Below are 23,118 nucleotides of genomic sequence, written 5' to 3'. Positions count from 1 at the left end.
TCAGATCAGTCCGGCGTCATGCATGGCCGCCAGGACTTCCTGGCGCGAGGCCTCAGAGGCCGGGGTGATCGGCAGACGGGCTTCTTCCGAGCACAGGCCCAGATGGGCCATGGCGAACTTGGTGGGGGCGGGCGAGGCGTCGGTGAACAGGGCCCGGTGCAGGCGATAGAGCCGGTCCTGCCAATAGAGGGCCGTCTTCCAGTCGCCGCTGAGGGCGGCGTTGTAGAAGGTGGCGCAAAGGTCCGGCGCCACATTGACGCTGACCGAGATCGAGCCGTGGCCCCCATGGGCCATATAGCCGAGCGCGCTGGGATCATCCCCCGACAGCATCACCCAGTCGGCGCCGCACAGCAGACGCTGCATGGTCGGCCGGGTCATGTCGCCGGTGGCGTCCTTGATGCCGACGATGTTGGGCAGCTTGGACAGTCGCCCCAAAGTTTCGTTGGCGATGTCCACCCCGGTGCGCGAGGGCACATTGTAGATGATGATCGGCAGCTGAACGGCGTCATTGATCGCCGCATAGTGGGCGTACATGCCCTCCTGGCTGGGGCGATTATAATAGGGGGTCACCACCATGGCCGCGTCGGCCCCGACGGCCTTGGCGTGCTTGGCCAGCTCGATCGCCTCGCGCGTGGAGTTGGAGCCGGCGCCGGCGATCACCGGCACACGACCGGCGGCGGTCTTGACGCACAGCTCGACCACAAGCCGGTGCTCGTCATGGGACAGGGTGGAGGTCTCCCCGGTGGTGCCGACCGGCACCAGGCCGTGCACGCCGCCGGCGATCTGGCGCTCGATAAGGGCCACATAGGTGTCCTCGTCCACCACGCCGTCGCGGAAGGGAGTCACCAGGGCCGGCATCACGCCCCTGAATAAAGGTTCGGACATTGTCTGCAAAAAGCCGTGAAAGCGCCGCATGCTGTTGCGGCCTATGATGTTGCGCGGACAATATGTCCGGCGCGGCCCCCGCCGCAACCGCCCGTATCGCCCAAGGGGCGAGAGCCTGGAGAGTTTCTGCTTGCCCGTCCTTGCGCCGAAGACCCTTCTGACCGCCGCCGCGTTGTTCCTCGTGGTCGGGGTTCCTCATGCGCAAACCCCCCGCGCCACCGACACAGACCCGTTCCCGAGGCCGATCGAACTCCAGCCGATCCAGCGCACGCCGCTGGCGCCGATGAGCGCCAGCGAGAGCCAATTGCTTCGTCAGGCCCTGGCCGCGGCGCGACGCAAGGATGTCGCCGGCGCCCGCAGCCTCATCGGCGCCATGTCCGACCCCACTGGAAAGAAGTTGGCCACCTGGACACTGGTGGATGTGGCCGGCGATTCGATTGGCTTCTTCGAGGCCGATCAGGCGCGACGGGACCTGGCCGGTTGGCCCAGGGGGGCCGCACGACAGACAAACGCCGAACGGCTCCTGGCGACCTCGGGCATGAGCGCGCAGCAGACCATCGCCTGGTTCGGCGGCGAGGCGCCGGCGAGCGCCCGTGGCGCCCTGGCCCTGGCCAGCGCCCAGAACGCCGCCGGGCAGCAGGCCGAGGCCACCGCCCTGATCCGGCGAGTCTGGCGCGACCAGGTGTTTGAGGCCGACGTGCAGGCCTCGATGCTGGCCCAGTTCGGCGGCTATCTGCGGCCTGAGGACCATGTCAGACGGGCTGACCGGCTGCTTTACGGCCAGCAGGGACCTGCGGCCCAGGCCATGCTGGGTCTGCTCCCGCCGGACGAACGCGCCATCGCCGAGACCCGGATCGCCCTGCGGTCGGGCTCGCCGGCGGCGGAAGGCATGCTGGCCCGCCTGACCCCGTCTCAGGCCGGTCATCCCGGCATCGCGTTTGAGCGGGCCGCCTACCACCGCGCCCGCGGTCAGGAGTCCCGGGCCTATGACCTGCTGGCGCCCCTGCCGGAGGATCAGGCCGGCGAGTCGGCGGCGGCGGGCCGGGTGTGGCGCGAGCGCTATCCCATGACCCTGGCCGCCATCCGGGCTGGTGACTATCGGAACGCCTATCGCGCCTCGGCCAATACCGGGTTGAAGGTTGGAGCTTCGGCGGCCGAGGCGGAGTTCTACGCCGGCTGGATCGCCCTGCGGCGACTAAACAACCCGCAACTGGCCGATCGTCACTTCGCCGCCATCGCAGAGATCGGTTCGGCCCCGATCACCCTGGGCCGGGCCTATTACTGGCGGGGGCGGGCTCACGAAGCCATGGGCGACGCCGCCGCGGCCCAAAGCTTCTATCGAGCCGCCAGCGAGCACAATACGACCTTCTATGGTCAGCTGGCCGGCGAGAAGGTCGGCGACGGGACCATGACCCTGCCCCCGGAACCGGAGATCACCGAGTTCGACCGCGCCCGATTCGAGGGTCGCGACGTGGTGCGGGCGGCGCGCCGGCTAAATGAGATCGGCGAATCGGCCCTCTTCCGGACCTTCGCCCTCCATCTGAAGGACACGGTTCCCAACGCCGCAGAGCAGGCGCTGATCGTCGACATGGCCCGGGGCTATGGGGACCAGACCGGCTCCATGCTGGTGGTGCGCGGCGCCGCCACCCTGGGACACGTCCTGCCCCTGCGCGGCTATCCCCACAGGACCCCGCCGCAGGTGCCCAACGCGCCGGAGCTGGCGCTCACCCTCTCGATCACCCGCCAGGAAAGCGGCTTTGATCCGGTGATCCGCTCGCCGGCCGGCGCCCGGGGCATGATGCAGGTGATGCCGGCCACCGCCCAGATTGTCGCCCGGCAGATGGGTCTGTCCTATTCGGCCGACATGCTGGACGAGCCCGACTACAATATGCGCCTGGGACAGACCTACATCTCCCAGATGCTGAACCAGTTCAGCGGCTCCTACCCCTTGGCCATCGCGGCCTATAACGCCGGCCCTGGCCGGCCAAATCAGTGGGTCGGTTTCTGCGGCGACCCCCGCGGCGCCGGCACCGATCCCATCGACTTCATCGAGTGCATCCCGTTTTCCGAAACCCGGAACTATGTGATGCGGGTGATGGAGGGCACGCAGGTCTATCGCGCCCGGCTGAACAATGGCACGGCCCGGATCACCGTCTCCCAGGATCTGGCCCGGGGCGGTTACGCCTATGCGCGCCCCACCGGGGCCGGCGCGCCTTAGGGACGCGTCGGCGCGATCTAGTCCACAGTAAGGCCGCTGAGCAGACCCTCAATGGTCACCTGGATCAGTTCATCCTCGGACCGCCAGGGGAAGTTGGGGCGCGACAGGCGCAGGGTGACGACCCCGTGGCAGGCGGCCCAAAGCGACTGGGCGGCGCTGTCGCCGTCCCCAAGACGCAGGCGCCCCTCGGCGGCGATCTCGCGGACCACACCACAGAACTTGTCGTAGCAGGCCGCCGCCAGTTCGGCGGTGGCGTCGGTCCCCTGCGGCAACGGGTGGGCGGCGGAGAACACCAGCTGGTAGGCATTGGGATGCGCAAACCCCCACCGCATATAGGCGTCCAGCATCATCCGGGTGCGGTTGACCGCATCAAGGGGGCGCAGGGCGATCTGACTGTTGCGGTCCAGAAGCTCCTGCATCACCCGCTGGCAAATCTCCACCAGGATGCAGGCCTTGTCGGGAAAGTGCATGTAGAGCGCCGTAGACGACACCCCTACCTCTTCGGCGATCCGGCGGATCGTGGCGCCTTCGAATCCCTCGGCTACAAAGATGCGTTCGGCGGCCTGCAGGATCTCGGCCCTGCGCAGATGGCCGTCTCCCTTGGCCTTGCGGGCCGACCGACGCCGTGCGGTGCTGACGCTCTCCACCTCAAATCCCCCTCGAACTCAGCCGACCACCGGATACCTGTTTTGGCCCTCTTACAACCCCGCGCCTGATTATCCAGCCTTTTCAGCCGCACCGACCATACCGCGGCCTATAGAACGACATCCCCTGGCGCGGGAGGCGGCTTTTTCGTAATCGAGACCCCATGACATCCCGACGCCCCTCCGTCGCCCCATCGCCGGGCGTTATGCGAACCACCGGCTGGGCCGACTATGGGCTGCTGGACTCTGGCGATGGCAAGAAGCTTGAGCGCTATGGCCCCTATACGGTGGTGCGTCCCGAACCCCAGTGCCTTTGGGCGCCCAGGCTGGATCCTGAAGTCTGGGCCGCCGCTGACGCCGTCTTCGACCCGAGCGACGAGGAGGACGCCGGCCGCTGGCGTTTCCAGGGCGCGCCGCTGGAGGCTTGGCCCATGGCCTGGCGCCAGGCGAAGTTCAACGCCCGCTTCACCGCCTTCCGCCACCTGGCCTTCTTCCCCGAACAGGCGGCCAACTGGGAATGGCTGGAGGCGCGTGTCCGCAGCCAGATCCAGGCGCAGGTCGAGCCGCCCCGGGTGCTGAACCTGTTCGGCTATACCGGCGTCGCCAGCCTGGTCTGCGCCGCGGCCGGGGCGGCGGTGACCCATGTGGACGCCTCCAAGAAGGCCATCGCCATGGCCCGGGAGAACGCTCAGCTTTCGGACCTCGCCGACCGTCCCATCCGCTGGATCTGCGAGGACGCCCGGCGCTACGTGCAGCGGGAGGTCCGCCGGGGGTCGCGCTATGAGGGGATCATCCTTGACCCGCCCAAGTACGGCCGCGGCCCCACCGGCGAGGTGTGGCGGCTATTTGAGGACCTGCCAGAGCTTTCGGCCCTATGTGCCGAACTTCTTTCGGAAAATGCCTCGTTTCTCATCCTGAACGCCTATGCCGCACGGATCTCCGGCGCGGCCCTGGCGAGTCTCATGGCTGAGCGCCTCGCCGAGCGCGGCGGAACAATCGAGTGGGGCGAGCTGGCCCTGGCCGAAGAGTCCGGCGAGCGGGAGATCGGCCTGTCCTTCTATGCCCGGTGGGCTTCGTGAGCGGTCGCACCGTCACCTCCCTGACCAATCCCACGGTCAAGGCCGTGCGCGCCCTGCACCTGCGCAAGACCCGCGACGAGACCGGCCTGTTTGTGGCCGAGGGGCTGAAGAATGTCACCGAGGGCGTGGAGACCGGTCATGCGCCGGAGATCCTGCTCTATGGCCCCGACGCCGCCGACCATCCCCTGCTGCGGGCCGCAGCCGAGGCGACTGAGGACGCCGGCGGCGAGGTGATCGAGGTCACGGCCGAAATCCTCGCCAAGGTCTCCCGCCGGGACAATCCCCAGGCCGTGGTCGGCGTCTTTCCCCAGGTCTTCACCCCCCTCACCGCCCTGCAGCCCAGGCTGGCCAAGGCCTGGGTCGCCCTGCACCGGGTGCGCGATCCGGGCAATCTGGGGACCATCATCCGCACCGCCGACGCGGCGGGCTGCGGAGCTGTCGTGCTGGTGGGCGAATGCTGCGATCCCTATTCGGTGGAGGCGGTGCGCGCCACCATGGGCTCGATCTTCGCCGTCCCCATAGCGAAGGCCACCGAAGCGGAATTCGCCGCCTGGCGCCGCGACTGGCCAGGCTCTGTGGTCGGCACCCTGCTGAGCGCAGAGGTCGACCACCGCAGCGCTGACTATGTGCATCCGGCCCTGATCCTGATGGGCAATGAGCAGCAGGGCCTGCCGCCGGAAATGGCCGGGCTCTGCGACGTCAACGTCAAGATCCCCATGCGCGGCCGGGCCGACAGCCTGAACCTGTCGGTGGCCACCGGCGTGATGATCTACGCCGCCAGCTAACTCCGGGGCTTGGTCCGGGTGGTCGGGTCGGCCACCGACGGGTCTTCGGGCCAGGGATGGCGCGGATAGCGGCCGCGCATGTCGGCCCGCACATCGCGCCAGGAGCCGCGCCAGAATCCCGGCAGATCCTGGGTCAGCTGGATTGGCCTGCGGGCTGGCGACAACAGGGCGAGCGTCAGGGGGCGCCCGGCCACCATCGGGTGCTCGTTCAGTCCGAACACCTCCTGCACCCGGATTTCCACCCGCGGACCGCCGTTGGCCTCATAGTCGATCTGCGCCCGATTGCCGGTGGGCGCGGTCCAGTGGGTGGGCAGCTCAGCCTCGATACGCCGCTGGAGGTCCCAGGGCACGAGGCTCCGCAGCGCGCCGTCCAACAGGTCGGGCGTGAGGTCAGACAACCCCCGAAGGCCATGCAGCACGGGCGTCAGCCAGTCGTCGAGCCGGGCCGCCAGGGCCTCGTCGGAGAGGTCCGGCCAGGTCGCCTCATCCTGTTCGCGGAGGAAGCCCACCCGTTGGCGCAGCGCGCTCGCCGCCGCGCCCCAGCGCAGGCCGCCCAGCCCGTCCCGGCGCAGGCGCGCGGCCAGGGCCCTGGCCACCAACTCGGGCGGCGGATTGTCATCCAGGCTTTCGTGCAGGGCGAGCCGTCCAAGCCGGGTCAGGCGGCGCACGCGGATCCGACCGCCGGGGCTCTCCTCGATCCGGTCCTCGGTCTCCAGGATCGGCGCGAAGGCCGCCAGTATCTCCGATTCCGTCAGGGGCGCGGCCAGCAGGATGCGGTCGCGGCGATCCCCGCCGCCGAGCTCGGCCACCGCCAGCCAGGGCTCGCGGGCCAGGACATCGCCGGGCTCAATAAAGGCCCCGCGGCCCGTGGCCAGCTGAAACTCCCCTTGCGGCCCACGGGCCTTGGCCACCCGCTCAGGGTATGCGAGCGCCAGCATCTGGCCGTCGCTGAGCGGGGCGGCGCGGCCTTCCCGCACCCCCCGCCCCCAGCGCTCAGCCAGGGCGCGGGCGTCCCGGGCCCGGGGCGAGCGGTCGCGGTCAAAGGCTTCCAGACGGTGGGTGAGGTGCGCCTCGCGCCCGCCGATCCCCCGCTCGGTGATGAGGGCGGCGATCTTGGCCGCGCGGGCCGCCTGTCCATGTTCGGCGGCCCTAAGCACCATGTGCGCCAGGCGCGGCGGCAGGGGCACGTCGGCCAGGGCCTCGCCGTGCAGCGTCAGGACGCCTGCCGCATCGACAGCCTCCAGCCGGCGCAGCAGGGCCTGAGCCTCCGCCAAGGCGGCCTTGGGCGGCGGGTCGAGGAAGGCCAGGTCGTCGGCCGACTTCGCCCCCCAGCGCGCCATGTCCAGGGCCAGGCCCGACAGGTCGGCGTCCAGGATTTCAGGGTCGGCGAAGGCCGGCAGGGCGCGGGTCTCGGCCTCGTCCCACAGCCGGTAGCAGACGCCCGGCGCGGTCCGGCCGGCCCGGCCGCGACGCTGGTCGGCGGCGGCCCGGCTGACCCGCACCGTGGCTAGCCGCGTCAGGCCGCTGGAGGGATCAAAGCGCGGAACCCGGGCCTGACCGGAGTCGATCACCACCCGGACATCCTCCAGGGTCAGGCTGGTTTCGGCGATGGAGGTGGCCAGCACCACCTTGCGGAGCCCCGGCGGCGGCGCGGCCACCGCCCGGTCCTGGGCCTTGGGATCCAGGGCGCCATAGAGCGGAGCAACCAGCACGTCGTCGCGGCGCAGGCGCTCGGCCAGGCGCTCCGCCGTTCGCAGGATCTCCCCCTGGCCCGGCAGGAAGACCAGCACCCCGCCGGCCTCCTCAGCCAGGGCCCGCTCAATGGCCCGGACCACGGCGTCTTCCAGGCGCAGGGTCTCGCTTCGCCCGAGATAGCGGGTCTCTACCGGATAGGCGCGGCCCAGGCTCTCGATCACCGGGGCGGCGCCCATCAGCCGGGCCACAGCCGCCCCGTCCAGGGTGGCCGACATGACCAGCAGGCGCAGGTCCTCCCGCAGAAGGCTCTGGGCGTCCAGGGCCAGGGCCAGGCCGAGATCAGCGTCGAGGCTGCGCTCATGAAATTCGTCGAAAATGACGCAGCCGACCCCCGACAGGCCCGGATCACCCAGGATCATCCGGGTGAAGACCCCCTCGGTGACCACCTCGATCCGCGTGCGGGCCGAGACCTTTGACTGCATTCGCACGCGAAACCCGACGGTCTCGCCAACCGCCTCCCCCAGGGTCGCGGCCATCCGTTCAGCCGCGGCCCGGGCGGCCAGGCGGCGGGGCTCCAGCATGATGATGCGCCCGCCCCCGAGCCAGGACGCGTCCAGCAGGGCGAGCGGTGTCACGGTCGTCTTGCCCGCCCCAGGGGGCGCCACCAGAACCGCGCGCGGGCCTGCGCTCAGGGCGTCTTGCAACGCCTCTAGAACATCGTGGATCGGCAGCAAGGACGTCGAAAGCGGTGGGACGGCGGCCGCTCCCTAGCGGATCAGCTGCGGGAACAGGCCAAACAGCAGGATCAGGAAGACCGCGATCGGGCAGAGCCAGGCGATCAGGAACCGCCACAGGGGCAGCAGGGGGCTGCGCTGCAGGCCGGTCTCGTCGTCGACCAGCTTGCGGTCGGCGATCCAACCGATGAACACCGCTGTGATCAGCCCCGACAGGGGCAGGAGAATGCGCCCGGTCACCCCGTCAAAGGCGTCGAACCAGTTGGCGTTCTCAAAGCCTGGCAGGAAGGCCAAGGGGCGATGATCAGCCCAGACGTTGAACGACAGGACCGAGACCATGCCGATCAGGAAGAAGCTGGCGCCCAGCAGGCTGGCCACCACTCCCCGGCTGAGGCGGAGGCGTTCAACAAAATAGGCCGTGGAGATTTCCAGCAGGGAGACCGACGAGGTCAGGGCCGCAAACAGGGCGAGAACGAAGAAGGCGAGCGCCACCAGAGCGCCGGCCGGCATGCTGTGGAAGGCGGCCGGCAGGGTTTGGAACATCAGGGTCGGACCAGCGTCCGGAGTCAGTCCGACGCTGAAGACGATGGGAAAGATGGCCAGGCCGGCGATGATCGCCACGCCGGTGTCGGCGGCGGAAATCATGCCCGAGGTCTGGCCGAGGTTCGTATCGCGCGACGCATAGGCCCCATAGGCGATCATGGCCCCGCCCCCCAGGCTCAGGGAGAAGAAGGCCTGGCCAAGGGCCGAATTCAGCACCTGGGGCTCCAGGGCGCGGGCGAAGTCCGGGGTGAAGAGAAAGGCGACGGCGGCGGAGAAATCGCCGCTGATCCCGGCATAGATGGTGATGCCCAGCAGCAGGACGAAAAAGGCCGGCATCAGCCAGGTGGCCGCCACCTCGATCCCGCCCTTGACCCCCCGGGCCACAACAAAGGTGGTGGTGGCGGCGAACACGAAGTGGGCGATGCTCATCTTCACCGGATCCGAGAAGAGGTCGGGCATCTGCTGGCGCACCTGCTCGACGCTCAGATTCGCATAGGCGCCGGCGAAGGGCTGGCCGGCCGCCATGGTGCGCAGGACGTCGCTCCCCGAGGTCCAGATGAAATAGAGCACCCAGCCGGCGACGACGCTGTAGAAGGTCAGGATCAGATAGTTAGCGATCATGCCGACCACCGCCAGTGACGCCCAGGCGCTGCTGGCGTTCGACTGTCGCGCCATCAGGGCGGCGCTGGCGACGGTGGAGCGCTGGCCATGGCGGCCAATCAGGGTTTCCGCCAGCAGCAGCGGGGCGCCGATCAGGGCCACGCAGATAATATAGATCAGAACAAAGGCGCCGCCGCCATTGGCTCCGGCCTCAGCGGGAAACCGCCACAGATTGCCGAGCCCGACCGCTGAGCCCACCGCGGCCAGGACAAAGGCGGCCTTGGACGACCAGTGGGCCTGGCCTGGGGCGGGGATGCTGGCGACCATGGTGTTCTGCCCCTGGCGAAGGCGTCACCCGACGCCAAAAAACCTATCCTTGGCCAGCGTCGCGCCAACAATCAAGCACAGGCCCCATCCCCGCCTCCCCTTGCGGGAAACCCTGCCGCCGATATGGTCGCCCCATGCCGCAGAGCCAAGAGCCCCCCATTCGCGCCCTGATCGCGCCGGTCACGCCCCTGGCGCAGAACTGCACCATCGTATGGTGCGCCAAGACCAGGAAGGCCGCGATCATTGATCCGGGGGGCGAGGTCCCGCGGCTGCTGCAGGCGCTGAAGGACAATGATCTGACCCTGGAGAAGATCTGGATCACCCACGGTCACCTCGACCATGCCGGCGGGACCGCGGCCCTGAAGGCGGCCACGGGCGTTCCGATCGAAGGCCCGCACCGGGACGACGCCTTCTGGATCGAACAGATGGACGCCGACGGCGCCCGTTGGGGCATGCCCGAGGCCCGCGCCTTCACCCCCGATCGCTGGCTGGAGAATGGCGATATCGTGCAGTTGGGTGAGACAGAATTCGAGGTCTATCACTGCCCAGGCCACACCCCGGGCCATGTGGTCTTCTTTCACCGGGAGGCCCGATTTGCTCAGGTGGGCGACGTGCTCTTCCAGGGCTCCATCGGCCGCACGGACTTCCCGAGGGGCAACCATCAGGACCTGATCGACGCCATCACAGACAAGCTCTGGCCGCTGGGGGACGATGTGCGGTTTGTCTGCGGACACGGACCCATGTCGAGCTTTGGCGCCGAGCGGCGCAGCAATCCCTTCGTCGCCGATCAGGTCCTGGCGCGCTGATATCGCACAGCCGCCTTTTCAGGCGTGAAATCTGACGGTTACGCCGGAGGTCGAAAATGGCTCGCATGCAGACGCCCCCCACTGAAGCGATCGGCCCAACCGCCCGCATCCTGATGGTCGACGATGACCCCGGCATCCGGGACGTCGTCTCCGACTTTCTGGGCCGCCACGGCTATGCCGTGACCACGGCGGGCGACGCCCGGGAGATGGAGCAGGCCCTCGAGCGTGATCCCGTCGACCTGATCGTCCTCGACGTCATGTTGCCGGGGGAGGATGGCCTGGCCATCTGCCGCCGGCTGGCGGTGGGCGAGGCGCCGCCGATCATCATGCTGTCGGCCATGGGCGAGGATACCGACCGGATTGTGGGCCTCGAGCTGGGGGCCGACGACTATCTGTCCAAGCCCTGCAACCCCCGGGAGCTGCTGGCGCGCATCCGCGCCGTCCTGCGCCGGGCCGAACAGACCCGACAGGGCGGCGGCGAAGACCTGGGCGCCGCCTGCGAATTCGCGGGCTGGCGGCTCGATCTGGTGCGCCGGGAGTTGCGCTCGCCGCAAGGCGTGGTGGTCAACCTGTCCAGCGGGGAATTCTCCCTGCTACGGGCCTTTGTCGAACGTCCCCAGCGGGTCCTGACCCGCGATCAGCTTCTGGATTTCGCCCGCGGCCCGGATTCCGACGCCTTTGACCGGGCCATCGACGTCCAGATCAGCCGCCTGCGCCGCAAGCTCGATGACGGCGGGGGCCATGACCTGATCCGCACCATCCGTAACGAAGGCTATATGTTCACCGCCAAGGTGAAGCGCCCGTGAGCCCAGGCCACGACAGGCGCCCGACCGCCTCTCTGTTCGTCCGGGTGTTGATGCTGGTCGGGCTCAGCCTGATCACCGCCCAGGCGATCAGCGTCTTCCTGCTGTTCAACCTGCCGCCGCCGGTGCCCGATTTCTATCGGTTCTCCGAGATCGCCGAGGCCCTGCAGGGACGGCCAGGGACTCTGATCGAACGCCGGGACCTGCAGTTTGAGCTGAGCCAGAATCCGCCCGACGGACAGTCCACCGCCGAAAGCATGATGTGGGCCAGGGACCAGTTGGCCGATGACCTTGGCGTCCCCAAGAGCGACCTGATCATCGCCAAGACCTACCGCCTGCCGATCTCTGACCGCCGGGTCTTTCGCATCGTCCGTGATCGCATGGAGCGAGCCAGCGGCGAGGGGCATGAGGACCGATTCCTTGTGGCGCCCTTCGAGATCGCCATGAAGCGACCTGACGGCCAGTGGGCGGTGGTCCGGCCCGAGCGGGGCCTGGGACTGAATGTCTGGCAGCAGCGTGTGCTGCTCTGGTTTGTGCTCTCGGCCCTGGTCATGGCACCCATCGCCTGGATGTTCGCCAGACGGCTGTCCAAACCGTTCCGGCTGTTCGCCGAGGCGGCTGAACGCCTCGGCCGCGACCCCGAGGCGCCGCCGCTGGCCATTCATGGCTCGGCGGAGATCTCCGTGGCTGTGCGCGCCTTCAACCAGATGCAGGAACGCCTGCGACGCTACGTTCAGGACCGCACCGCCATGGTCGGGGCCATCGCCCACGACTTGCGCACCCCCCTCACCCGTCTGCGGTTCCGTATCGAAAACGTCCCGGAGGACCAGCGCGCCAAGATGGCGGCCGATATCGATCAGATGGAGGCCATGGTCGCCGCCACCCTGGGCTTCGTCCGCGATGCGACCAAGCCCGGGGTTCGAACCCGGCTCGAACTGGCCTCCCTGGTGGAGAGCGTCTGCGACGAGATGGCCGAGACCGGCGCCGCCATTGAGGTGGAGCGGGCCGAGAAGGTTGTCATTGAGGGCGATCCCATCGCCCTGCGCCGGCTGGTCACCAATCTGGTCGAAAACGCCGTGAAGTTCGGCGACCGCGCTCGGGCGCGGGTGATCATCGAGGGCCGCACGGTGATCATCGAGATCGAGGATGAGGGCCCCGGCATCCCCGAAAGCGAGATGGAGCGGATCTTCGAACCCTTCTACCGGCGCGAGCCCTCCCGGAGCCGCGGCACCGGCGGCATCGGCCTAGGCCTGGCGGTGGTTCGGTCCATCGCCCGTAGCCATGGCGGCGACGTGACCATGGTCAATCGCGTCGGCGGCGGGCTGACCGCGCAGGTCATGCTTCCCGCCTAGCCAGGCCAAGGGGGCGGAGGGCGGGCTGGCCGGACCCCCAATGTGGGCGGCGAAGTCCCTGCGAAAATTCAGAGATTCGCTTACGCAACCCCTGGTGCGACTCGCGGGTTGCTAGAGCGGAGCCTTGTGTGAGCCTTCCGGGTCCGGAGGGTCACTCAGGGCGCCGACGCCGCCTATCAGGAGTGACCACATGAGCATCGCCGATCAAAATCCCCCCCGCGCCCGTCGAGGCTTCGCCGCCATGAACCCCGAGCGTCGCCGCGAAATCGCGCGCAAGGGCGGCGCCAGCGTCCCAGGCGAAAAGCGCAGCTTCGCCAAGGATCGCGATCTCGCCGCATCGGCCGGTCGCAAGGGCGGAGAGGCTTCCCGCGGCGGCGGCCGCCGTGAAGATGATGGCGCATCGGAGGGCTAGAGCAATTTTCCGATAAGCGCGCAGCGGTTATCGGATCAAGAAAGTCCTCTAAACTTTTGTTTTAGAACTTTTTTGTCCGATTTGGTCGAGACGATCAGATCGGGATGGGCTCTGAGCCCGGCCATCCCCATGTTCGCACCCCCGACCGTTATCTGGCCCCCAGGCCTGATAACGGTCCAGGGGCTGCTCTCAGGCCGCCAACAGGAAGAGCCCGAAGGCCGGCGCCTCACTGATCCAGCGGGCCTCCAGCCGCCAACCCGCCCGCGACGCCAGCCCCTCCAGACCCTCCGGGGTGAACTTGTGAGAGTTCTCCGTATGGATCGTCTCGCCCAAGGTGAAGTCGAACCGCCGCCCAGCGACCTGAACGCTCTGATCGCACCGGGACACCAGATGCATCTCGACCCGTGACAGGGCCTGATTCCAGACCGCCCTGTGCGTGAAGTTTCGGAGGTCGAAGTCCGCCGCCAGTTCGCGGTTCATCCTCGCCAGAAGGTTGAGGTTGAAGGCGCCCGTCACCCCCTGGGCGTCGTCATAGGCCGCCACAAGAACGTCCTCGCCCTTGACCAGATCAGCGCCAACCAGGAACCGCGCGCCGTCGCCCAACAGGTGTCGGGCATTGGCCAGAAACTCCACGGCCTCCTCAGGCAGGAGGTTGCCGATGGTCGAGCCGGGAAAGAAGCCGAAGGTCGGTCGTTCCTGCGCCGCTGCGGGCAGATCAAGGGCGGTGGTGAAGTCCTCCACCAGCGGCGCCAAGGCCAGATTGGGATAGTCGGCGCGCAGGCTCGCCACGGCAGCGTCCAGCGCGGTGGGGCTGATGTCGATGGGCGTGTAGACAGCGATCTGAGGGGCGTGGTCCAGGAGTTGGCGGGTCTTGAGGCTGGCCCCGCTGCCGAACTCCACCAGGGCTGCGCCCGCCGGCACATGGGACGCCATTTCGGGGGCCACCTGCCGTAGCAAGGCCAGCTCGGTCCGGGTGGGATAGTATTCCGGCAGCTCGCAGATTTCCTCAAACAGCGCCGAGCCAGGCGCATCGTAGAAGTACTTCGGGGGCACGGACTTCTGCTTGCGCGACAGGCCCGATAGGACATCGGCCTCAAAGGCGCTCCGACGGGGGGCCGGCGCCGCGCCGTCCCTGGCCAGGCGAAGGCCCGAGAACATCCATCGCTGATGCGGGTGGAAAAAGTTGCGATAGGTGGCGCGCACATGGCCCGGCGGGGTCACACAGGCGCCGCCGCGCAGCACCATCTGTCCGCTCATGAACTTGCCATTGTACTCCCCCACCGCCCCACTCGCCGGGGCGAAACCGGGATAGGGGCCGTAGGCGCTGCGGGTCCATTCCCACAGGTCCCCGTACAACTGACGCAAGGCGCCCCGCTCACCCCGCGCCGCGGTCGGCGCCGGCGTGGCCCGGGACAGGAAGACGCCCTGCACGGGGATCTGACCCGCCGCATGCTCCCACTCGGCCTCTGTCGGCAGACGGGCGCCCGCCCAGGTGGCATAGGCGTCAGCCTCGAAGTAGCTGAGGTGGGCCACGGGGGCATCGGGGTCCATCGGCCGCAGTCCCTGCAGCCCCATGACCCGCCAGCCTTCGGGCCCGGGCTCCCAATAGAGCGGCGCGGCCCAGCCCTCCGCCTGCACACACGCCCACCCATCGGACAGCCACAATTCGGCGCGCTCATAGCCGCCGTCCTCGATAAAGCGCAGCCACTCCCCGTTGGTGATCAGTCGATCAGCCAGACTGAAGGGCGCGAGATAGACCTTGTGCCGAGGGCCTTCGTTGTCGAAGGCGAAACGTCCGCCCCCATGACCGATCTCCACCAGGCCGCCGGCGAACCCGACGAAGGTCAGTTCGCCCGCCGGTTCGACCGGGGGCGTCGGGCTCGCACGCCCATAGGCCGGCCTCAGGGGGGACTGGGCGAACAGGTGGAGGATGTCCATCAGCATCAGCTCCTGATGCTGTTCCTCATGGGCGATCCCCAGGTCCAGCAGACCGGCGAAATCCTCGGCGCCTGACAGAAGCAGGCGGGTCATGGCCTCGTCCACATGGGCGCGGTAGGCCATGACCCGTTCCAGGGACGGACGGGTCAACAGGCCCCGCTGGGGTCGCGGCTGGCGGGGTCCCAGGGCCTCGTAATAGGAATTGAACAGGTAGCCGAACCGCTCGTCGAAGACGCGATAGCCCGGCAGATGCGGCGTCAGCAGGAAGGTCTCGAAGAACCAGGTGGTGTGGGCCAGATGCCATTTGGTGGGGCTGGCGTCTGGCATGGACTGGGCCAGCTGATCCTCAGCCGACAGGTCCCGCGCCAGGTGCTGGCTGCGCGCCCTCAACGCCAGATAGCGTTCGAGGCGGTCCTCCCCCACCCCTGACCGGGGCGGGTGGGTCATGGTTGCGTCGTCCGAAGGCGCCATTCCACCCCTCCCCTGCAGCATCGCTGGTTCCGGCCCCCAAGGTCGCCGGCGTCCGCCCTCCGTCGAGGGCGCAAAGATGAACGCCAAGCCAGCGCGTCGCGTTCCTAAGGTCGGGGCTGGGGTCGCTCGGCGCAACCCGGAACGGAAAAACTATCGCCACGTTGGAGCCTGGGACATCGGCTGAGACAATCGTGACAGGCAGGGGCTGCGGCCATGACGGACAGTTGGCGCGACGCAGTGGTGGCGATGATTCCAGCCCTCAGAGCCTTCGCCTGGTCGCTCAGCCATAACGGCGCCGACGCCGATGATCTGGTGCAGGACACCCTCATCAAGGCCTGGAGCAATCGCGATCGCTTCGAACCCGGCACCAATCTGCGGGCCTGGCTCTTCACCATCCTGCGCAACACCTATTACTCGCAACTCACACGCCGCCGTCGGGAGGTTCGTGACGAGGACGGGGACTACGCCAAGCTCCTGCGCAGCCCGCCGACCCAGGATTGGAGCCTGGCCATGCAAGACCTCCAGGCCGCCTTGGCGCAACTGCCTCTGGAACATCGCGAGGCCCTGATCCTCGTGGGCGCGGCGGGCCTCAGCTACGAGGAGACCGCCGAGATCTGCGGCTGCGCAGTGGGCACCATCAAGAGCCGGGTGAACCGCGCTCGCATCAAGCTGCAGCGGCTGCTGGAGGACGAGGGCGAATCCTCGGGGGGGACTTCCGACGCCGTACGCATCTAGCTGGGCGCCGCCGAGCCGGAACGACTCTGCGTCCGTGGGGATTGACCTAGTCCCCCTAAGCGTCGCCCCAGGAGTCCGCCGTGGCCGAACATCCCAAGCCTCCCGCCTCTTCGACTACGCGTTTGAGCGATGCGTCCGAGGAGTCCGGGCAGGTCGCTACGCAACCCGGCGCCCAAGCCTATGGCCTCGGCGCCGAAGAGGCCCATCCTGCGCCAAGCGCCCTGGTCACTGAACACAAGGCCTATGTGAAGAAGCTCGGCCATCCGACCGCGCCGGAGACCGATCTCGGCGAGCCTGCCGAGGCGACGCCAGACCCCGTGGAAAAACCGTAGAGCGCGGCTAGCCCGCGGCCTGCGGAAGATCGCTCTCGTCCTCATCAGCGACGGCGGCGATCTGGGTGTGGGCCACTGAAACGATCGTGCCGGGATGGGCGTCCATCACCCTGACCTTGGCGTCCAGTTGATGGGCCAGGGCGTCCACGATGCTGGTGCCCAGTCCAGGCGTCGCGCTCGCGGCGTCCTTGGGCATTCCGACGCCGTTGTCCGCCACCGACAGGGTCCAATTGGGTCCGCGGGACTCATAGCCGACCTCGATCTTGCCCAGCCGTCCGCCGGGAAAGGCGTGCTTGAGGCAATTGATCACCAGCTCGGTGACGATCAGTCCCAGGCTCACCGACACATCGGCCTCACTGGTGCTGTCATCGGCCTTCACCTCCAGCACCAGCTGGTCGTGGTCGCGGATCATCGAGGCGCCGATGCTGTCGCACAGCTTGCGGAAATAGGCCCGCAGCTCGACCTCGCCGAGTCTTGAGGCGGTCAGCTGCTGTTGCAGGGACGCCACCGACATCACCCGATTATGGGCGTCTGTCAGATGCAGCCGAGTCTCGTCGGAATTGACCTTCCGGGCGCTCTGCAGAATCACGCTGGCGATGATCTGCAGGCTGTTGGCCACCCGATGCTGCAGCTCCTGCAACAGGATCGCCTTTTCCCGGAGAAGATCGTCCTTGAGCTTGGCGGCGATGCGGGCGTCAGTCACATCGACGACGGAGAGCAGGATGTAGCGGTGGGTCTCATCCCCGAAGTTCAGCTTCTGGGCGTTGAGCACGAGGCGGCGCGGGTCGCCGCGACCGGTCGCCAGATCCATCTCGTAGGCGTCGATCTCGGCCGCGCCAGACCCGACGGCGTCAAGCAGGGAGTGCAGTTGTCGCACATTCCACTCCCCGTCTCCGAGGTCGAGAAGCCGGCGGCCGGGCGCGCTGTCCGCGTCAATGTGGAAGGCGCGGAAAAAGGACGTGCTCGCCCCGACCACCTGAAGATCGCCGTCCAGCAAAACCAGGGGCGATGTCGATGAGGCGACGATCGCCAGACCGAGGCCCTGCACAGCATCGCGATGAATCGGCATAACCATTCTTTCAGCCAACCGGGGGCTTGCGAGCGCGCAATCCGTGGCCGGGAACGATGATCCTGCGCGCCGAAGATCGACGGCTTCAGAAAATCGCCATTAGTCCAATACACCTAGCACACAAGTTGCGGTGGCGGGAGTAATTCGGCTCAACCAATCCTAGGGTGAGGTCCAAGACGAATGCGCACAACCCGGACTGGCGTTCGGCAGATCCCGCCTTCGTTTGGCTGACGTCCTGTCGGTTTCCTGACCCAGCACATCCAGTCCTGGGTCTCAATTTAAGGGTCGAGCATTGGCCCTACTGCTGCTTGCAGCAACCAAGTGTTCGCAAGGGCGTTTCTCATACGCAGAGTCAGGCTTGGAGGCTCTGTGGAACGCTGGAGCCCTTCCCGAAGGGGTCCCCGTATCCCAAGCCCAAGCTCGGAAGACCCCTCATGACCCGTATGCTCACCCTCGCCGCCCTGACTGCGGGCCTGGTCGCAGCTTCAGCCTCCGGCGCCCAGGCGCAGTATCGCGCTCAGCCGACCGCAAGCCTGGGGGGCTCGTGTCAGAACGTGCAGACCCTGCAGACGGGATATGTCACCGCCGAGTGTCGCGATGATCAGGGTCGTTACCGCTGGAGCAGCATCTACTATCCGCAGTGCCGCAGCGATCTGATGAACCAGAACGGCGTGCTGGCCTGCCAGGGGGCGACCGGCAATGCCGGCGGCTATGTGGATCAGGCGGCCCCGCAGGGCTCCACCGCCGCAAGCGTCATCGGCGCCATCGCCCAGGCCATGCTCGGCGTCGGCGGCGGCCAGAGCGCCAACATGCCTGGCACGGGAGATCCGACCTGGGGCCAACCTGGCTACGGAACCCACCAGACCTGGGTCCCGATGGCGAGCCGCCAGACATGGCTGGAGGGTCGTATCAGCGCGGGCCAGACCTCCCGCGCCCTGAGCACCCAGGACGCCGACCGACTGCGGGCGGAGTTTCAGAGTATCGCCCGCCTGGAGGCGCAATATGCGCGCAACGGCATGACCGACGCCGAGCAGGCCGACCTTGATCGCCGCTTCGACGCCCTGAGCGCCAAGATCCCAGGCGCCCCTCAGTACGGTCAGTACGGCTGGGACAGCATCAACCAACGTCAGGCCCAGATCGACGCCCGGATCGACGCGGGCCTGCGTGACCGAACCTTGACCACCCAGGACGCCGCGCGCCTGCGGGCGGAGTTTCGCGACATCGCGCGTCTTGAAACCCAATATGTTCAGGGCGGCATGACCAGCGCCCAGCAGGCTGACCTTGATCGGCGCTTCGAGGCGCTCAACGCCCGCATCCCAGGCCAGGGTCAGTATGGCCAATATGGCTGGCAGAGCATCGACCAGCGTCAGGTCCAGGTTGACGCCCGTATTGATGCGGGGCTGCGGGATCGCACTCTGACCACCCAGGAGGCCGCGCGCCTGCGGGCCGAGTTCAGGGAGATCGCGCGTCTTGAAACACAATACATGCAAGGCGGCATGACCAGCGCCCAACAGGCCGATCTGGATCGACGCTTCGAGGCGCTTAGCGCCCGTATCCCCGGCCAGGATCAATTTGGCCAGTATGGCTGGGAGAGCATCAGCCAGCGGCAGGCCCAGTTTGACGCCCGCATCGACGCGGCCGTCCGCGGGCGCACCCTGACCACCCAGAACGCCATGCGCCTGCGCGCCGAATTCCAAAAGATCGCGCGACTGGAGAGCCAATACAGCCAGGGCGGCCTGACCAACGCCGAACAGGCCGACCTCGACCGCCGCTACAGCGCCCTCGCCGCCCGGGTCCCCGGCCAAAGGCCCTATTGACCCCCACGGCGGCGAGCAGGGCGCACAGGGTCTGAGGAAAAAGTGGCGGTGACGGAGGGATTCGAACCCTCGATACCCTTTCAGGTATGACGATTTAGCAAACCGTTGCCTTCAGCCACTCGGCCACGTCACCATTGTTTTGAACCGGGTTGTCTCCCGTCTCCAAGGTCGCTCGGGAAGGTGACTCCCCGGGCGGTCTCGAAGGAGGGACTGCATAGCCGAAACCCTGGCCCCGGGGCAACGGCTCAAAATCATGCGCATGGCAAACAGGGTTAGGCCGGCGGTTAACCTGTCGATCAGAGGCGCAGCCCATAATGGGCGGGAACCTCAAGGGTCCCTTGCGCAGAATGTCCAACCTCGTCCGCCTTCCCCGACGTGAAGAAGGGGCCCCCACGACCCCGACGCCGGAGGCGTGGAGCCCTTCCCAGGACGATCCCAACTTCGCCGCGGCCTACGATGAGGCCCTGCCCCCGGCTGAGGCCGTGCAGGCCCGGGACCGGCGCGGCCCCATGCGGCCGGGTCGCCTCAGCCCCACCCGCCGACGGCTGGATGGGCAGGCCTATGCATGGGCCTTTCAAGGAATCGACGGCCTGTGGCTCGGCGTCTGCGCCCTGGCCGCCTTTGTCGCCGGCGGCGATCAGGCCGGGGTCTATGCGGCGCCGGCCCTGGCGGTGATGGTCACGCTCAGCCTGTTCGACCTCTACGCCTTCCGCAGCCGCCAGGGCCTCTCCTACCATCTGGCCAGGACCTCCGTGGCCGTCGCCTCAGGGGTCGGTGCGGCGGTGCTGATGCTGGCGGCATTCCTTCCCGTGGCTGAGGTCCTGACGCAGCTGGCGGTCTGGACCGTGGCGGCCTTCCTCGGCCTCTACGCCCTCCACGCCCTGTGGTGGCTGCGGGTGCGCCGCTGGCGCGCCGAGGGCCGCCTCACCCCCAATGTGGTGATCGTCGGCGCGACCAAGGCCGCCGAGCGGCTGATCGGTCAGGCGATGAAGTCCGGCGAGGTCAATATTCTCGGCGTGTTCGACGACCGGCTGGCCCGGGCGCCGGACTCCCTGCGTGGCGTTCCCGTGCTGGGCGACACCCAGGCCCTGCTGAGCCACCGGATCATGCCCTATGTGGATCGGGTGATCGTCGCGGTGCCCACAGGCGCCCAGGCCCGCGTGCGCCAGGTGATCGCCAATCTCCGCCCCCTGCCCAACGAGATCAGCCTGTTGCTGGAGGACGAGCTGGTCCCCGCCGACGCCATCTCCCCCCAGCACACCGCCCCGATCAGCGACCTGCCCCTCGCGAGGGTTTCCGGGATTCCGCGCCACCTGGGCCGGGCCATCGTCAAGCGGTCGCTGGACCTGCTCATCGGCAGCCTGGCGCTCTTGATCGCCCTGCCGATCATGTTCCTGGTCGCCCTGGCCATCCGCCTCGACAGCCCCGGCCCGATTCTGTTCACCCAGCGCCGCCAGGGCTTCAACAACGAAGAGATCGTGGTCTGGAAGTTCCGCTCCATGCGCCACGACGTGGCTGACGCCAATGCGCGCCGCCAGGTGCAGGCCGACGACGACCGCGTCACCCGCGTAGGCCGGCTGATCCGCAGCACCAGCCTCGATGAGCTGCCGCAGATCTTCAATGTGCTGAGCGGCGAAATGTCTCTGGTCGGTCCCCGCCCCCACGCCATCGGCATGATGACCGGCGATGTGGAGTCCGCCCGCCTCGTGGCCGAATACGCCCACCGCCACCGCATGAAGCCCGGCATGACCGGCTGGGCGGCTATCCATGGTTCCAGGGGGCCGGTGGACACCCCTGAGGATGTCCGCCGCCGGGTCGAGCTCGACATCGAGTACATTGAGCGCCAGTCGGTCTGGCTGGACCTCTACATCATCGCCATGACCATCCCCTGCCTGCTCGGGGATCGGCAGGCCGTGCGCTAGGCGGCAAGACATGTTCTGGCGCGGCGTAGTCGGCTACCTGCCGGTCAACATCATTCAGGGCCTGGTGGGGCTGGCGACCATCGTCACCTTCACCCGCCTGCTCTCCCCTTCCCAGTTCGGCGACTACGCCCTGGGCTTCTCGGTCATGAGCCTGCTTCACACCGCCGTCTTCACCTGGAACGAAGCGGCGATGGCCAGGTTCTGGGTCGGCGAGTCCGACAAGGGTCGGGGGGGAGATCATTCGGCCACCATCTATCGCACCTGGCTCGCCCTGGTGGTGGTTCTGCCCATCGCCCTGATCGCCGCCCTGCTGATCCCCATGGCCCCGGGCTTGAAGATGGCCGTGGTTTGCGGGGTCCTGGCCGTTCTGCCTCGCACCTTCGCCAAACTCGCCCAGGAACGCCGCCGGGCGGCGGGCGAGGTGGCGGGCGCGGCCTCCATCGACATCATTCAAAGCCTCGGCGCCTTCGCCTTCGGAGCGGTCCTGGCCTGGCAGGGGTTCGGCGGCGCCGCGCCGGTCATTGGGTTCGGGGTGGCCGCGGTGATCTGCATGGCCTGGACCCTGCCCTCCGAGCTGACCTACAGCCGGCAGGGGCGGTTCGAGGCCCCCCGGGCCAAGGCCTATCTCGGCTATGGCGCGCCCGTCGCCCTGTCCCTGATTCTGGCCCTGGTCCTGTCGACCACCGACCGGTTCCTGCTGGCGGCCTTCCTCGATGAGGCTTCGGTGGGCGTCTATCACGCCGGCTACAGCCTCGCGAACCGCACCCTGGATGTCCTGTTCATCTGGCTCGGCGCCGCCGGCGGCCCGGCCCTGATCGCCGCCTTGGAACGGGGCGGCCCCGGCGAGCTTGGCCGCGCGGCTCGGGAACAGGCGAGCCTGATGCTGCTGCTCTGCGTCCCGGCCGCCGTGGGCCTGGCCCTGGTGGCCGCGCCGCTGGCCCAGCTGATGGTCGGTTCCGACCTCGCGGCGGGCGCCGCCCACGTCACCCCCTGGATCGCGCTCAGCGGCCTGCTGGCGGGCCTGACCACCTACTATTTCCACCAGGCCTTCACCCTCGGCCAGCGGACCCAGCTGCTGCTGGGGGCCATGTCCATCCCGGCGATCGCCAATGTCGTCCTCAACCTGATCCTGATCCCGCGCTTTGGCCTGGACGGGGCGCTGTGGGCGACCCTCGCCAGCTACGCCCTTGGACTGGCGGCCTCCATGGCCCTCGGCGCCCGAAGCCTCGTCCTGCCCATCCCCTGGCTGCCCCTGGTCCAGACGCTGGGCGCCACCGCCGTCATGGCCCTGGCGGTCAGCCGGGTGCCCGCCTCAGGCGGCTGGACCGAGCTGCTGCTGAAGGCGGGCCTCGGCGGTCTGGTCTTCGGCGCCATCACATTTGTCCTGGACACCGGCGCCCTGCGCAGCCGGGGCCTCGCCCTGCTGCGGGACATGAGAGCCAAACCAGCATGAGCGTCACCCTGTTCGATAATCCCCTCTGGGACCGCGCCCAACCCCGCCTTTCGGTGCTGATCCCGTTCAAGGGCGACGACCCATGCCCCCTGCTCGCCGCCCTGGGGCGCGAGGCCGTGGCCGTGGCCGTGGAGATCATCATCCTCGACGATGGGACCGGCGACCCGGCCCTCAGCGCCGCCGTTCAGGCCGTGGTCGCCGACCTGCCCCTGCCGACACGCCTGGTCACCCTGGCCGCCAACGAGGGGCGGGCCAAGGGTCGCAACCGGCTGGTCAGCCACGCCCGGGCCGGCCACTTCCTGTTTCTTGACAGCGACATGGCGCCTGACAGCGCAGGCTTCCTCTCCACATGGCTTGGCTTGATCGCCCAGGATGATCCCGCCGTAGCCTTTGGCGGCTTCTCCCTCCAGCAGGTCGAGCCCCGGCGCGACCAGGCCCTGCACCGGGCCATGGCCGCCCACAGCGACTGCCTGAGCGCGTCTGAACGCAGCCTGTCGC

19 protein-coding genes and 1 tRNA gene are annotated in these 23,118 nt (G+C 68.2%); 13 read left to right on the top strand and 7 right to left on the bottom strand.

All coding sequences use genetic code 11. The features are described from left to right. Complete coding sequence (gene dapA, locus Q7V15_RS10245; RefSeq protein ID WP_304755461.1) at positions 1-885, bottom strand: 4-hydroxy-tetrahydrodipicolinate synthase; 885 nt, start codon at positions 883-885, stop codon at positions 1-3. Positions 886-1,015: 130 nt separating this feature from the next. On the opposite strand from dapA, the gene Q7V15_RS10240 reads away from it, so the two are divergent. After that, entirely contained in the window at positions 1,016-3,103 is a 2,088-nt protein-coding gene (locus tag Q7V15_RS10240) for a lytic transglycosylase domain-containing protein (RefSeq protein WP_304755460.1), read from the top strand. A 17-nt stretch (positions 3,104-3,120) separates the two neighbouring features. On the opposite strand, the gene Q7V15_RS10235 is transcribed toward Q7V15_RS10240, so the two are convergent. Next, positions 3,121-3,750: a TetR/AcrR family transcriptional regulator gene (locus tag Q7V15_RS10235; RefSeq protein WP_304755459.1), complete on the bottom strand. Its 630-nt coding sequence runs from the start codon at positions 3,748-3,750 to the stop codon at positions 3,121-3,123. Between the two features lie 161 nt (positions 3,751-3,911). Between Q7V15_RS10235 and Q7V15_RS10230 the strand changes: the two genes are divergently transcribed. Together Q7V15_RS10230 and Q7V15_RS10225 are read left to right on the top strand one after the other, a co-directional pair. Then, positions 3,912-4,826, top strand: coding sequence for a class I SAM-dependent methyltransferase (locus tag Q7V15_RS10230; protein ID WP_304755458.1), 915 nt, complete (start codon positions 3,912-3,914; stop codon positions 4,824-4,826). After that, positions 4,823-5,611 carry an RNA methyltransferase gene (locus Q7V15_RS10225; protein WP_304755457.1) on the top strand — a complete coding sequence of 263 codons (789 nt, stop codon included), beginning with the start codon at positions 4,823-4,825 and terminating at the stop codon, positions 5,609-5,611. The genes Q7V15_RS10230 and Q7V15_RS10225 overlap by 4 nt, the downstream gene beginning before the upstream one ends. Here the strand turns inward: Q7V15_RS10225 and hrpB are convergent. Further along, complete coding sequence (hrpB, locus tag Q7V15_RS10220) at positions 5,608-8,040, bottom strand: ATP-dependent helicase HrpB (RefSeq protein ID WP_304755456.1); 2,433 nt, start codon at positions 8,038-8,040, stop codon at positions 5,608-5,610. The genes Q7V15_RS10225 and hrpB overlap by 4 nt on opposite strands. A 33-nt stretch (positions 8,041-8,073) precedes the next feature. Beyond that, the gene (locus tag Q7V15_RS10215) at positions 8,074-9,510 is read right to left on the bottom strand and encodes a sodium-dependent transporter (protein ID WP_304755455.1); all 1,437 of its coding nucleotides are present in this window, start codon (positions 9,508-9,510) and stop codon (positions 8,074-8,076) included. A 134-nt stretch (positions 9,511-9,644) separates the two neighbouring features. Here Q7V15_RS10215 and Q7V15_RS10210 point away from each other — a divergent pair, with 134 nt between their 5' ends. From Q7V15_RS10210 to Q7V15_RS10195, 4 genes are all read left to right on the top strand, one after another. Further along, positions 9,645-10,316, top strand: a complete 672-nt coding sequence (locus tag Q7V15_RS10210) for an MBL fold metallo-hydrolase (protein ID WP_304755454.1) — start codon at positions 9,645-9,647, stop codon at positions 10,314-10,316. Between the two features lie 56 nt (positions 10,317-10,372). Beyond that, the gene (locus Q7V15_RS10205; RefSeq protein WP_304755453.1) at positions 10,373-11,122 is read left to right on the top strand and encodes a response regulator; all 750 of its coding nucleotides are present in this window, start codon (positions 10,373-10,375) and stop codon (positions 11,120-11,122) included. Then, complete coding sequence (locus tag Q7V15_RS10200; protein WP_370689800.1) at positions 11,119-12,471, top strand: ATP-binding protein; 1,353 nt, start codon at positions 11,119-11,121, stop codon at positions 12,469-12,471. The genes Q7V15_RS10205 and Q7V15_RS10200 overlap by 4 nt, the downstream gene beginning before the upstream one ends. Positions 12,472-12,661: 190 nt before the next feature. Then, positions 12,662-12,883, top strand: coding sequence for a general stress protein (locus Q7V15_RS10195; protein WP_304755452.1), 222 nt, complete (start codon positions 12,662-12,664; stop codon positions 12,881-12,883). Positions 12,884-13,072: 189 nt separating this feature from the next. Here Q7V15_RS10195 and egtB read toward each other — a convergent pair whose 3' ends face one another. Then, positions 13,073-15,268 (bottom strand): ergothioneine biosynthesis protein EgtB, encoded by a 2,196-nt coding sequence (gene egtB / locus Q7V15_RS10190; RefSeq protein WP_304755479.1) that lies wholly within the window; start codon positions 15,266-15,268, stop codon positions 13,073-13,075. A gap of 237 nt (positions 15,269-15,505) precedes the next feature. Here egtB and Q7V15_RS10185 point away from each other — a divergent pair, with 237 nt between their 5' ends. Together Q7V15_RS10185 and Q7V15_RS10180 are read left to right on the top strand one after the other, a co-directional pair. After that, entirely contained in the window at positions 15,506-16,027 is a 522-nt protein-coding gene (locus Q7V15_RS10185) for a sigma-70 family RNA polymerase sigma factor (protein ID WP_304755451.1), read from the top strand. A 122-nt stretch (positions 16,028-16,149) separates the two neighbouring features. Then, positions 16,150-16,359 carry a hypothetical protein gene (locus Q7V15_RS10180; protein WP_304755450.1) on the top strand — a complete coding sequence of 70 codons (210 nt, stop codon included), beginning with the start codon at positions 16,150-16,152 and terminating at the stop codon, positions 16,357-16,359. A gap of 7 nt (positions 16,360-16,366) precedes the next feature. Here the strand turns inward: Q7V15_RS10180 and Q7V15_RS10175 are convergent, their stop codons facing one another. After that, positions 16,367-17,428 carry a sensor histidine kinase gene (locus tag Q7V15_RS10175; protein WP_304755449.1) on the bottom strand — a complete coding sequence of 354 codons (1,062 nt, stop codon included), beginning with the start codon at positions 17,426-17,428 and terminating at the stop codon, positions 16,367-16,369. 434 nt (positions 17,429-17,862) lie between these two features. Between Q7V15_RS10175 and Q7V15_RS10170 the strand changes: the two genes are divergently transcribed. Further along, on the top strand, positions 17,863-19,245 hold the full coding sequence (locus Q7V15_RS10170; protein WP_304755448.1) for a hypothetical protein: 1,383 nt from the start codon (positions 17,863-17,865) through the stop codon (positions 19,243-19,245). A gap of 43 nt (positions 19,246-19,288) precedes the next feature. Here the strand turns inward: Q7V15_RS10170 and Q7V15_RS10165 are convergent. Next, positions 19,289-19,378, bottom strand: a tRNA-Ser gene (locus tag Q7V15_RS10165). 214 nt (positions 19,379-19,592) lie between these two features. Here Q7V15_RS10165 and Q7V15_RS10160 point away from each other — a divergent pair. From Q7V15_RS10160 to Q7V15_RS10150, 3 genes are all read left to right on the top strand, one after another. Further along, positions 19,593-21,167 (top strand): exopolysaccharide biosynthesis polyprenyl glycosylphosphotransferase, encoded by a 1,575-nt coding sequence (locus Q7V15_RS10160; RefSeq protein ID WP_304755447.1) that lies wholly within the window; start codon positions 19,593-19,595, stop codon positions 21,165-21,167. Between the two features lie 10 nt (positions 21,168-21,177). Continuing rightward, positions 21,178-22,620 carry a lipopolysaccharide biosynthesis protein gene (locus Q7V15_RS10155; RefSeq protein ID WP_304755446.1) on the top strand — a complete coding sequence of 481 codons (1,443 nt, stop codon included), beginning with the start codon at positions 21,178-21,180 and terminating at the stop codon, positions 22,618-22,620. After that, positions 22,617-23,118, top strand: a 502-nt coding sequence (locus tag Q7V15_RS10150; RefSeq protein ID WP_304755445.1) for a glycosyltransferase family 2 protein, incomplete at its 3' end; no start/stop codon positions are given. The genes Q7V15_RS10155 and Q7V15_RS10150, both read left to right, overlap by 4 nt.

This window comes from Phenylobacterium sp., from assembly GCF_030651755.1.
In the GTDB taxonomy this organism is placed as follows: Bacteria; Pseudomonadota; Alphaproteobacteria; order Caulobacterales; family Caulobacteraceae; genus Phenylobacterium.
This window is presented reverse-complemented; position numbering and strand designations above follow the sequence as displayed.